This is a genomic window from Brevibacterium sp. RIT 803, from assembly GCF_016892625.1.
Lineage (GTDB): Bacteria > Actinomycetota > Actinomycetes > Actinomycetales > Brevibacteriaceae > Brevibacterium.
In genome coordinates, this window is sequence record NZ_JAFEMW010000001.1 from 407,643 (window position 1) to 419,734 (window position 12,092).

Here is a 12,092-nt window from a genome sequence, read left to right on the forward strand (position 1 = left end):
TCCTTAGATAATGTCTTGGTCAAGCGGTGCCATGGAAAACACCACATGCATTCCCAGGCCGCCCAAAGCTGCCATCGTTATGCCTGCCGTAGACGCACTGGCATTCAGCCCGGCTTTAAAAACAAACGTCACTTCTTTGCCGCGCAACTTCTTCGGGATATACACCTGATCCATAAGCGGCCATGACTCTTTGTAGTTCGACCCGGCTCCCGTCGTATCGAACCCGAACTGTTGCGTATAGAACTCGTACTGCCGCCCACCTGGCCAGCCGTGTGCCTTGTACTGGTCCCCGAATTCGATCCAGTAACGACCATGCGAGTTCACACCACCGGCGACACTGATCCCCATCCAATCCGCACGGATCGACATGTGCGTGGCCCGGCTGGGGATCATCCGCCGAGTTTCGTTCGGGACGCCCGCGCCGCCGGGGAAGAACTCACCCCAATATGGGCCCACACCGTCAACTGTGAGCCGGTTAGTGAGCTTGATCTGCGCGCCGTCATCTTCCGAAATGCGGGGACGCGCAAACGTGAACTGGCCAACAATCGGGTTCGCAACTTCCCGCAGGTCCTTAATCATGCCGGGCTGGATGTCAGCCCGCGACGCAGGCTGGTCGATTTGCGCCAGCAACAAGTACGGTTGGAACTGTGGCAACGTCGTAGTCACGTGGTACGAGTTGTACGGACCGTCCTCTACTGAAGCGGGCGGTTGCCCCGTAAATTGGGTGTCTTCGATGAGCAGGTACACGTACTTCGTTGCCCCGCCAGATGACCCGGTGGGGGCAACAGGGACATCCGTATAGGAATCCTCCTGAACCACATACGATTGTCCAAACACACCCGGATAAGTCGACTTGATGACCCCCGAACCCTCGTGTACTCGAACGGCAGCCCCGGGAGTTGGCAATGCAGTGACCCGAAAGTCGGAGGGCTCAATAATTCCAGTTGCTGCCATAGTGCCTGCATAGGTCGCCGCTCGCGCCAGCTCACCGTAGTTTTCAGCGCCGCCTTCACCTTCGATACCGCCGGTAGTGAACCATGGGACTGGGTAAAGGGCCATAATCATGCTCCTAGGCTTGTGTGGGCGGAACCCCAACGGATAGTTGCCGTGGCGGATCCATCGGGTGATGTGCCACGGAATGTGAATTCTGATGCCCCTGCGGGGACTTGGATTTGATCAAGGCGGGACTTGCGGGTGAGCTTCCCGGCGAGGCTCACGCCGTCGTCTCGGGTGGCTGTCTTGGCGCGTGCGTCGATGACTACGAATCTGTCGTAGGCAAGGTTCGTGCCTAATTCGATTTCCCAGCCGGCGCCCGCGACTATTGGTCGGTTGACGGTGCCGTGGATGGTGATCGTCACGTCCTTGGTGGCTCTCAGGCCGGGACTGGTGACGATGCCCTGCCTGATACCGCCTTTGAGCGTGACGATCGGTGATCGCATCGGTGATTTGATGCCGGCCGACTGCGGCGGGGTGATGGACAGAGTCACCTGCCCTCCCCCGCCGGTGTCGGGGTCGCCGTAGAACAGTCCGTCAACACGGTCGAAGACGGCGGTGCCGTCGGCGTGCTTGCGGGCGAAGATCTCCGAATCGTCGATGTCGAGGTCTCGGGGCCGGCCATAGGCGCGAACCGTGTGACCGTGAACACCGATCTCGAGGACAGACTCTTCGCCCGGTTTCCGGTCGCGGGCAGCGGCCCAGGCGTTGGCGAATTCCGCCGCAACCTGGGCCGTTTCCTCAGCCGTGTCGCCTCGGAAGAACATGCCGAACTTGATGGGCTGAGGGTCCATGAAATCCCGCCCGACGAGGATGTTGTCCCCGACCGGGTTCGGCTGATCCTGCACCCGCCACCTGATACCGGTGGCGTTGAGAGTGGACACGTTGGCGTTGTGCCCACACCCGAACCTGTACCCATTGATCGCGAACTCACCGTTGTGGAGTTCCATTTAGCGTGCTCCGATCTTCTGAGATGACTTCGACAGGCGAGACCTGGACTGGTCGTAGCCAGCACCGACGACTGCGGTGACGGCGCCGGTGAACTGCTGCCCGTCTGCGTTGAACGTGATTCGCATTTTCGAGAGTGCGTCGGCCAGGTCGTTGGGGTTGATCTCGTTGGCCTGGATGGCGCCGGCGACAGCGTTGGTGAACGCTGACTGGTCGAACGACGGTCTGCCCGTGTTCGGGATGAACGTCCGGTTCTCGGCCAGTAGCTTCCGGGACTCGGCGGCGTTGTGGATCTGCTCGCCGCCGGAGAGGTTGACGAGCTCGGGCCCGTTCTCCCCCACGACAGCCCACCCGGACTTCGCGGACTGGGTGCCCTGCTCGTACCAGTGGTTGCGTTCCCAGAACGACCGGGCGCCCTGAACGTCGCCGTAGCGCTGCTTGATGTACTTGAGGCCGTACTCGAGCTGCATCTTCGGGTCCGAGGTCTTCGAGCCACCGACAGATCCCCATGTTGAGTTGAGGAACTGGAACAGTCCGTAGGCCGTCGACGTTGGATTCTGGGCGTTCGGGTTCCATCGCGACTCTCTTGTGAGGAGCCAGTTGAGGTCACCGAACTGGTCCCCCATGCCCATCTGCTCGAGCATCTGCTTGGCCATCGACTTGATAGGCCCGTTGGCGACATTTGAGAAGTCCGCCGTACCGGCGTTCTTCCCGTAGTCCTTCGCCTTGCCGATGAGCCCCTCGGAGGCTTGGGACATGATGCCCTTGCCGAGTTGCCCACCAATGCCATCAGGGAGCATCTTCGCGTGCTTGGCGTAGATCTGCTCAGTGAGCTTCTTAGCCGCCGCCTCATAGGACTTGGCCATGTTGTCACCAGGCTTCGCACCAGCACGATCGAGGAACGGGTGAGACATTTCGCCGCCCATACCTGGCAGTCCTCCTGCCAACGCTTCGGACAGCGCTTTCACTGCCGCGATGTGGACGTGGTTGTAGTGCATGCCCCGGACGGCGCCGGTGTACATGTAGTTCTGACCGTTCTTGATCTGCTTCCCATTCGCGGGCGAGTAGATCAGTTCCGCCAGGTCTGCACCGTAGGTGTTGCGCCAGAAGTTGAAGATGTCCATCGACGGTGACGTATCGATCGCGTTACCGCGTGAGTGGTGCGACCTGTTCCCCGATGCCGTGATCGACCCGCCACGGTAGGCGGAGTTCAATGTTGCGTTCGGGAACTTCTCCTTCGTGATCGCCCACAGATTCCGCCACACACCAGAATCAGCGAATGCGTTAACACCAGGCACGGGACCGAAGACCCCACCTGATGCGAATGCGTTGGACTGAGCGTGCAACAGGTCATCGAGACGACCCTGACGAGCAGCATCGTTCTGAGCCTTCACACCGGCTTCGCCACCCATGGCACGCGTCCACTCCGGCCGCATGATCGCCTCACCGCCGGAGAGGTACAGATCCCCTGCTGTGGGTGAACGGAACTGGTGGATATCACGGCCCGGCGAGTACCCGGGCATCACACCACCGGATTCGAACTTCAACGACTTCGGGGCAGCCAGCTTCACGCCAACATCACCGAACGCCTTGTTCACCGATGAAGTGAACTTACCCAGAACCCCAATCAGACTATTCAGACGACTACCCAGTTCGGGCTTTGCGTCCCGCATCTGGGCATCGATGCCGTCACGAACACCTTCCATGTTCGTGTTCGATGTGGACAAGATCGACTCGAAACCACGCTTATTCAGCCCTTTCAGACTGCCCAAACGGATGTCGTAGTCGTCGTAAATGTCCGACATGGTGCCGTCGGTTGCCCGACGCATGTCACCGAACTTGCCGCCTGTGGTCTTCTTCAACGATTCGAAGTCTTCTTCGGACTTCTTCTTCATCGAACCTTGCTTGTCGATGAGCATGAGCCGCATGAGTTCCTGCTGCTCAGTCGATGCCGTCAACTGCCCGGCTTGCTTCGACGCCACAGTCGACCGCATTGCTTCCTGCTGGGTCTGCGTGTTCAACAGCATGGCCGCGTTCTGCGTCTTAGTGTTCAGAAGCATTGCTGCCTGTTGTGTTTGCGTGTCCAGCAGTTTCCCCGCGTTTGCGGCCTGTGTGGTGGTGAGCATTCCCGTCTGGTTCAACTGTGTGTCCAGCAGCATGCCCGCCTGCGCGGTCTGCGTGTTCAGAAGCATCGATTCCCAGCCGAGTGCCACGGCCTCTTGCATCTGGCTCATGGCGTCGAGCGTGGTGGTCGACATGTCCTGCATTGCAAGACCTGCCAGACCCTCATCGTCGGCGACCACCGGGTTGGCGGTCACATCCATCGACATGTCTGCAGGCTGAAAAGCCATCATGTTCGGCACAGCCGCAGCACCCAACATGGATGCCGCTGACTGCACGTCAGTGACCCCGCCGAGCATGCCCTGCACGAGACCCTCAGCAGTGAACCCACCGAGCTCAGACATGACACGCGACGGCGAGTGGATACCCAGGACAGACTTGAACGTGGACTCCATGACCTTCGCCAGGTTGGCGATCGCGGACTCAACGTTCTTCTGCTTGCCTTCGAGACCCTTCACCACACCGTCAGCGGCAGCAGCTCCGCCTTTGTGGAATCCTTCGGTGACGTACTGGCCGGCCTGGTTCGCGTACTTCTCGTAATCGGACCAAGCACCCAGATAGGACTTGCGTTCAGCACTCGTGGCGTCAATGAAGCTGTCGGCCATGTTGGAACCCTCGGCCACACCAGCCTGGGCGATTTCCTGGATGATGGATCCGGGAATGCCCAGTTCGGTGAGCTTTTTCAGCTTCCCCGCGAACGCCTTCATCGCTCCGACGTCCATGGTCATGGACTTCGCTGCCTGGCCCAGATTGGAGTACGACGACCACTGCCCGTTCTCACGAGTCTGGTACGTTCCCACATCGAGATCTCGGCCACCGAGGAGACTCGAGGCAACCGAGTCCTTGATGCCCTTGAGTTCGGTGGCCTTATCCTGGGCCTTCTTGAGTTTGGCGTCGATCTTCTCAGCCTGCGAATACAGGGCTTTGAGGTTCGCTTCGAACGTCCGTGCCGACGATGTGGCTCGTGAGCGTGAGCCCTTTGACAGGTCCTGATTCCCGCCTAGATCAAACAGGCGATCAACAGCGGAGTACCCGCCGCTGAGCCCACCGGTGACCTGGTCGCGAATGTTGCCGCGGCGCACATCGGTGCGGAGGTCTCCCTGCAGTTCGCCGACACGTGCTCGGCGTTCCTTCTCCTCCTTGGCCTTCTGGTCGGCTATGCGCTTCGCTTCCTTGGCTGCACGCTCGTCGTCCTTGGCTTTCTCCTTCGCAGCCTTGAGCGATTTCTTTGCTGCCGCCAACTCGTCCTCAGCAGTACGGACGCGACGAGTCGCAGTCGCTTTCGCGAACTTCGATTTCGCGTCCTGTTTCGCACGCCGAGCCGCTTTCAGACGGTCCTCGGCCGAGCCGACCGTGGACTGAGCCGATGCAATTCCGCCCTTGGCCATGGGGATCATTCCAGGCATACGGGTGAGCGCTTCCACCATGATTTTCCATGACCGCTTCGACCCATCGAGAGGAATGAATGCCTCGTCGACGTCCATGCGGTCGCCGACAACACGCCACGTATTCGGCTTGACCATCTCAGCAATGTTCGAGTGAACACCACCGGCCGCCATGGGCATCAGGTCGATGCCGCCGTGGAACTTTGGTCCCCACTGGTTCAGGCTTCCAGGTGTTTTGCTTCGGTTCCTGTTCGGGTTAAGTAGGTTCTCCGGCATGTTCTTGATGCCGTTCTTCGGCTCAGTGACGTTGAAGTGGACGTTGATTTGAACGTCCTTGTCGATATCGTCGACTGCCTTCTTTGTCGCCCTCGCCTCCTTCTTGGCGGCATCGTCCATCCACGACTTCACGCTGACACCGGGCGGAATCTCAAGGATTTCCCGAGCCATCTTCTTGGCCTTGTCGCCACCAACACCGAACTGCTTACCCGCGGCAACCAAGTCGTCGTAGGTGTTCTGCAACTGCCCCTGGACATCCTCCTGAGATCTACCGTGTTCGGCCATGGCCTGTGCTGCGGCAATTCCCTCGCTGGCAATACCGTCCAGGGCGTCCTGGTTGTTTCGGCCCTTCTCGGTGGTGATGTCGAGACTGGTGCCGTTCTCTTTGATGGATTCGGTGACCGAGTCGATTGCGGCTTCGTACTGCCGCATCGCTTCGCGTTCGTCCAGATTTGCCAGACCGAGGGCCACAAGACCATCGAGCATGTCCGACAGTGAGTCCGACGCCTCGCCGGCCGCGCTGCCCACACCTTGGACGGCACCGGCGGCCGCACTCGCGTTGACAGGGAGTTCACCCAGTGCGATTTTTGCCAGGGTGGCATTATCTGTCGCGTATCCCATGGCCTTTGCTTGCTCGATGAGCTGGCCCTGAAGGGTAGGCATGCTGGCGATCACATCACCAGCGGAGTAGTCGAATTCCTTGGCCGACTCTGCGGCCGCCCGGAAGTTTGATTCGAGCATGTCCATGTTGCCTGCGGACATCATCGAGCTCAGTGACTGGTCCATGGCTTCCATGGAGTCCTTCGCAAGTTCGGCACTCGAATCGAAAATGCCAAACATCGATCCGGCGTTGTCGAGGAACCCGAGGAACCCGTTCTGGTTGATAACGTCCAGGGCGTCGCCGAATCCGTTAATATGCGCGGCGCCAGATCCGGTCACTTCGAACAGCTGGTCTAGGGATGCCACGCTCAGGCTGTTCTGGTCGTCAAGCTGGATGAGCGCGTTCGTCAGTTCCTGCGTGCTCTTCACATTGCCCGCAAACATGTCGGCCACCGCACCTGCCGCGATCAGGGCAGTGACAGCGCCCGTAGCGGCAACGGCCGCCTTGGTGACTCCACCAATGACACCTTTTGCCTTCGATGCGCCCGGCAGTGAGAGAACCTTGTCCAGCGCCTCCGACTTCGTGCGCAGAGTGTTCACTGCGTCGATCGTGTCGACGACCCGCGGGGCGAGGAGAAGGAAGCCACCTGCGGCGAGGGAGGTCACGCCTACTACGCCGGCGATTGCTCCGCCGAGCTTGATCATTGGCTCTGGTGCCTGCCCGACGATGCCGACGAGATTGCCGACCCCTTCAACGACACCGGCGACCGCAGGGGCGAAGGTGCCGCCGAGAGTGATCGCGGTGTCCTTGATCTGATTGCCCGCGATCTTGATTCGAGACTCGGCGGTCTCGTATCGCTTGGAGGCTTCCTGGATGAGGGCAGTGTTCTCTTCCCAGGCGGACTTGCCCATGTCCAGGGACTCGGTGAGAAGGTCACCAGCGCCAGCGAGCTGGAGCATGACCTGCGTTTCCTCGGTGCCCTTGATGCCGAGTTCTTTCATGGTCTCGACGACGTTTCCGCCGCCTTCCTTGACCCCATTGAGTCCGTCGGTGAGCATCGCGACAGCCCGGACGGGATCCTCTTCGTAGGCCTGCGCGAACTGCTTGGATGTGACACCGGAGACGCGGGCCAGCTCTTCCAGTCCCTCGCCGCCGTTCTTCACGTCGGCATACATGCGGTTCATGACACGCGTCATCACGCCACCACCGAGCTCTGCCCGGATGCCCACAGAAGCCATCGCGTTCGACAGCGCGAGAATGTCAGCCTCTGTGGCTCCGGCGAGCTTGCCGGCACCTGCCAGGCGCTGAGCCATGTTGAGAATGTCCTTCTCAGTGGACGCTCCGTTGTTGCCGAGCTCGACGAGGGTGGCGCCGAAGCGACCGACATCCTTGCCTGCGGTGCCCATGACGTTCGTGATCTGAGCGATCGAGGTCGCCGCCTCTTCGGCGGTAAGGTTCGTGGCCTCCCCGAGGTCGATCATGGTCTTGGTGAACGACACAACATCGTCGGTCTTCACGCCCAGCTGACCGGCCGCTTCGGCGACGGCGGCGATTTCCTCGTGGGTGGTCGGCAGCGTCTTCGCGAGATCGCGCAGGCCCGACTGGATGTCCGCAAGCTGGCGTGGTGTCCCGTCGACCGTTTTCATGACGCCGGTCCAGGCGGACTCCCACGACATCGTCGCCTTGGTTGCTAGACCAAGAGCCCCAACAACGACACCGCCGAAGGTCGCGAGTCCAGCACCAACAGTGGTCATTTCTTGGCTGTACTGCTGGGCCGCCTTCATGGCACGCCCTGCGCCGGTAGTGGATTTGTTCCAAGCGGTCTCTGTCTTGTTCGCCGCGTCCACTGCAGCCTTACCGGCTGCGGCCATGTCGGCTTTGTACTGGTTGACCTTCACCGACAGCAGGGCGGAGACGCTACGAACTTCGGTCATGGCAGTGGCCTCCTATATGATTTGGTGACTACAAGCGGGATGGATAGGACTAGCCATGGCCAGGACGAAAAGGCACGGATATCAGTACAAGCCGGTTACCGATTTCTCGGGAGCGCGGCCTGATGCGTCGACGCCAGCTGGCAGGGAGCGTCGATACACCCAGCTCAAGAAGCGATCAGTACTGCTGCTTCTGGTGGCGATCTGTTCCGCAGTCCTCTACTTCGTTCTCTTGCTCGTGGGTCACTTCGCGATTCCGCCTGCATCAAACGTGGCGGTCCAGGTGATATTCACGGTCGCGTTGGCGGCATCGCTTTTCCTGGCAGTGGGTTCAGCCTTCGCCGCCCTAATCGTGCGTTTGGTTGCCGCACTTAAGCGGTAGTTACTCGTCAACGACCACGTATGTCTTAGTTCCGCTGTCGAGTGCCTTTGCCTTGCCGGAATCCTGGAATTCCTCAATCTCCGCGCACGCCATGCACCGGGTGTTCTTCACCTCGTAGTCATGCGGGTGCTCGCCCGACGACAGCGACATCGGTTGACCGCACCCTTGGCACAGGTCTGCCTCGTAAAGCGTGAGGGCCAGGGCGAGAGAGCGGTCTTTCTGCGACCATTTCTTCCCTGGCTTACGTTCCCCGCGTAGCACGGACACGGGTTGGCCCCATGCCCGTGCCGTGCGGGTTTGCGTGAGTGCGTTTAGTCCTCGGCCGTCGGCCCAGGCTTCCGCGATTTTGGGATGAGCTCTCCCGGGTCATTGCTCGTCAGGTCGTAGAACGCCTTATAGAGCTTGTCCATCTGCGTATCCCCGAGCTTCTCGGACACGACACGCATCTGCTCGGGAGTGAAGGCACGCTCGCCGGTGTCGGTGACGACCGCGTGGGAGATGATGTGAATGCCGGCCTCTTTGCGCATGACAGCTTCGGACGCTGACAGTGATGCTCGCCGAACCGCATCCTTGATCTCTTTGCCGTCGCCGATCTCGGCTCGCTTGCACTCTTCACGCGCATAACCCGCAGCGTCCTTGGCTGCCTGATCGGCTCGGTCCTTCGCGCTCTTGCGCGCTTCCTTGGTGAGCTCGTCGATCCTGTCCTGCTCGAGAGCCTGGACAATAAACTCCTCCGCGGAGTCCTGCAGTTCATTCTGCAGTCGGTCGCGCTTCTCGATCAGCTCGGCACGTTCAGCGCCGGCGTCGAGGGTCTGCTCGTCATCGGATCCGGCCAGAAGCTCGAGATCAGCCTCGACTGCGCGCAGATGACCGGCCGCGTCGGCGGCCTTGAAGATCGTTACAGGCGTCTGCGCGGCGCTGATGCCTGCAATGAAGTCGTCGGGATTGAAAGCCATGATCTATTCCTCCATGTGAAAGATGTGGGGTTCTCCATGTGGGGGTAGACCAGTGGGCAGGCCATGGAGGAACCTGCCCACTGGGGTCTTGGATGGGTCAGCCGCCGACAGCGGCCGCGACGACACCTTCGAGTTCCATTTCCTGGAACGCGGCCGTGATCTTGCGCTTCACGTACCCTGTGCGGTCGACGTGAGTCGGGTTGTCGGCGATGCCGTGGAAGTATTCGTACTCGTCGCCGACCTCCCAGGTTTCCTTGGAAGTCTTCGAGGTCTCGCGCTGCACGAGGTAGATTTCCGTGCCCTTGGTCTTCACTGCCTCGTAGGCCTTGCCCTTATCCGAGGTGAGGTCGAGCTTGTTCTCGTCGTCGTAGTCGAGGAAGAGAGTGAACTCCATGGTGCCGTTGCTGGCACCCCAAGTGGAGGCGTTGCCCTCCTGGCAGAGAGCCTTCTCGTCGACGGACTCGGAAGTTGCGGCGCCCACGTTGTAGTCGGACATCATGATCGCGCATGATGCTTCAATGCCGGCTTCGAGCTCGGTGAGGGTGATCGCCTTGGGATCGGCGGGGGCGGTGGGGAGGATGGTGACCTTCGTCTTGCCATCTGCGAGTGGTGTTGGCATGGTTACTTGCCTTCCTGTTTGTTGACGACCTCAACGACTGAGGCGACATTGGGGCTGGGTGTTGGGGTGGGATGCTCCCGGTCCTGACGTTTCTGGACAGGTGTGGGCGAAAGCGTGCTGGAGAAGATCTTGAAGTGAGACGCAGGAACCTTGTACGGGAGCTTCTTCCCGGTACGTCGGTCCCATGCGTGCTTGAAGTCGGCCATGGCGGCTCCTTTTCGGGCAGAGAGAAAGCCCCGGAGGATACCGAGGCTTGAGGTTGACGTGGGCGATTACGGTTGCTGGAATTCGAACGCGACCGGCATGTAGAACCGGGCGGGGCTCACCTGGTCGTCGTGCTGGATAGGGATATGCGGCTGAGCGTGCCGATACTCTCCCCCGCCAGACACCGGGACTCTGTTGAGCTTCCGAATAACCTCTTGGGCGAGGTTGCGGACCGTGCCGACTGTTGCGCCGGCGACCGTGACCGTGAGTGTCCCTGCGGTCTCCTGTGCCGAGTAGTCGAGGGGTTGCTCGAAATGCTCACGAAGCGGCTGCGACCACAGAGCCAGGTACGGCTTGATGTACCCGCCCGCTGTGGGAACAGATCCGGGGACCATGCCGTCGTAAACATCCACGCCGATCGCTGTGAGGCGGGCAAGAGTCCACGTGTTGAGGGTGATGATGTCCAGGACGCTTCACCCCTTCCATGTGCCGTCGATCATGTCGCCGAGAGCTTTCTCGAACCCCGGTATTCGACGATCAAATGCGGGGCCAAGGTATGGCTGTGGTGCCATGCGACTCGTGCCCCATTCGACGAACCCGCCATAGTTTGCGGTGGGTCCAATCTCGGCGCCCGTCTCCCCGCTCTGGTCGAACAGGTCGTGACCGATGGAGTTCTTGAGGTTCCCGGTGTCTACAGGGGCGAATGACTTAGCGTCCGCGGTGATGTCTGCAGCAGTCTTGGCGACTACCGTTCGCGCACCGCGCTGGGCGTTCATCCCCGCCTTTGTGAGGTCGTGTCCGAGAGCTCGAAGTTCACTGGCATCGAAACTCACTAGGCGGCCCTCGCTTCCTGTCCGTTGACGTCCTGGCACAGATAGTCCCTGGTCCAGTTCGTGGTCCCGGACTCCGCGACCAGCACTTGGAACTCGCGCCCGTTGAGGTGTGGGTCGTCGGGGTTGTCGAGGACCTGGATGGTGTCCCCGTAGTGCAACCATGTGGAGGCGATGGGGACACTGATCCGGTGGGATGCGATGACCTCAATGCCGTCGGCGACGAGTGTCGGCTTGGATCCTCCGCCGAGGAACTGGGCTGAACACGGTGCATGTTCCCACTTGGGCGCGTAAGTGGGATTACTGCCGCCGCCAGGGGTCCAATCGCCGGGGGCGCCGACCGTGTAGGCGGTGCAGTCACCGGTGAGGAATCCGTAGGCGGTGGGGCGCGCATGCGCACTCCACCCGTCGGGGATCACCTTGAGTCGGCCTCGTGCGATGCGAGTCATAACCGCATCTCCTCGCCTTCCTGCGATGTAGGCCCACTGAGGTCGAAGGCCATGAAGAACGGTTCGTCGTCCTCCGCGTCCTCTTCCTCTTTGGCGCGTCCGCGCAATGCTGCTGCGTGCTTACGGAGCGCATCCGCGACAGCAGGCCCGTCAGTGGCACGATCCTGCGTCGTGAGCTTCTTCGAAAGCAGAGCTTCGCTCGTGGCGATCGCGTCCAGGGCGTCCGCAGCAGCACGCAACACGGAATCACGCGCAATGCTGAGAAAACCGCGGATCTGATCGTCATCGAAGTCCGGATCATCGGCATTCGTGTCGCCGATCAACAGGCGCACTTTTTGCACCGGTTCGTTGTATTCGGCCATCACAACTCCCTTCGTTGTGCCGTTCCCCGCCCCAC

General features: G+C 60.6%; 11 protein-coding genes. 1 reads left to right on the forward strand and 10 read right to left on the reverse strand.

Annotation, left to right across the window (positions count from 1 at the left end; genetic code table 11):
- Nucleotides 1-3: 3 nt before the first annotated feature.
- From JTF07_RS01845 to JTF07_RS01855, 3 genes are read right to left on the reverse strand one after another with little or no spacing between them, the layout of a single operon-like run.
- Complete coding sequence (locus JTF07_RS01845) at nucleotides 4-1,059, reverse strand: hypothetical protein (RefSeq protein ID WP_204232624.1); 1,056 nt, start codon at nucleotides 1,057-1,059, stop codon at nucleotides 4-6.
- 2 nt (nucleotides 1,060-1,061) lie between these two features.
- Nucleotides 1,062-1,943: a hypothetical protein gene (locus JTF07_RS01850; RefSeq protein WP_204232625.1), complete on the reverse strand. Its 882-nt coding sequence runs from the start codon at nucleotides 1,941-1,943 to the stop codon at nucleotides 1,062-1,064.
- Entirely contained in the window at nucleotides 1,944-8,258 is a 6,315-nt protein-coding gene (locus JTF07_RS01855; RefSeq protein WP_204232626.1) for a phage tail tape measure protein, read from the reverse strand.
- Nucleotides 8,259-8,313: 55 nt separating this feature from the next.
- Between JTF07_RS01855 and JTF07_RS01860 the strand changes: the two genes are divergently transcribed.
- Nucleotides 8,314-8,637 carry a hypothetical protein gene (locus JTF07_RS01860; RefSeq protein WP_204232627.1) on the forward strand — a complete coding sequence of 108 codons (324 nt, stop codon included), beginning with the start codon at nucleotides 8,314-8,316 and terminating at the stop codon, nucleotides 8,635-8,637.
- A 311-nt stretch (nucleotides 8,638-8,948) separates the two neighbouring features.
- Here the strand turns inward: JTF07_RS01860 and JTF07_RS01865 are convergent, their stop codons facing one another.
- The 7 genes from JTF07_RS01865 to JTF07_RS01890 form a co-directional block, all read right to left on the reverse strand.
- On the reverse strand, nucleotides 8,949-9,593 hold the full coding sequence (locus JTF07_RS01865; RefSeq protein WP_204232628.1) for a hypothetical protein: 645 nt from the start codon (nucleotides 9,591-9,593) through the stop codon (nucleotides 8,949-8,951).
- A 97-nt stretch (nucleotides 9,594-9,690) separates the two neighbouring features.
- Nucleotides 9,691-10,212, reverse strand: coding sequence for a phage tail tube protein (locus tag JTF07_RS01870; protein WP_204232629.1), 522 nt, complete (start codon nucleotides 10,210-10,212; stop codon nucleotides 9,691-9,693).
- Between the two features lie 2 nt (nucleotides 10,213-10,214).
- Complete coding sequence (locus tag JTF07_RS01875) at nucleotides 10,215-10,418, reverse strand: hypothetical protein (protein WP_204232630.1); 204 nt, start codon at nucleotides 10,416-10,418, stop codon at nucleotides 10,215-10,217.
- A 66-nt stretch (nucleotides 10,419-10,484) separates the two neighbouring features.
- Complete coding sequence (locus JTF07_RS01880; protein WP_204232631.1) at nucleotides 10,485-10,829, reverse strand: hypothetical protein; 345 nt, start codon at nucleotides 10,827-10,829, stop codon at nucleotides 10,485-10,487.
- A 60-nt stretch (nucleotides 10,830-10,889) separates the two neighbouring features.
- Nucleotides 10,890-11,288, reverse strand: coding sequence for an HK97-gp10 family putative phage morphogenesis protein (locus JTF07_RS20230; RefSeq protein ID WP_353843846.1), 399 nt, complete (start codon nucleotides 11,286-11,288; stop codon nucleotides 10,890-10,892).
- On the reverse strand, nucleotides 11,249-11,695 hold the full coding sequence (locus JTF07_RS20235; protein WP_252199225.1) for a DUF6093 family protein: 447 nt from the start codon (nucleotides 11,693-11,695) through the stop codon (nucleotides 11,249-11,251). The genes JTF07_RS20230 and JTF07_RS20235 overlap by 40 nt, the downstream gene beginning before the upstream one ends.
- The gene (locus tag JTF07_RS01890) at nucleotides 11,692-12,057 is read right to left on the reverse strand and encodes a hypothetical protein (RefSeq protein WP_204232633.1); all 366 of its coding nucleotides are present in this window, start codon (nucleotides 12,055-12,057) and stop codon (nucleotides 11,692-11,694) included. The genes JTF07_RS20235 and JTF07_RS01890 overlap by 4 nt, the downstream gene beginning before the upstream one ends.
- Between the last annotated feature and the right edge of the window lie 35 nt (nucleotides 12,058-12,092).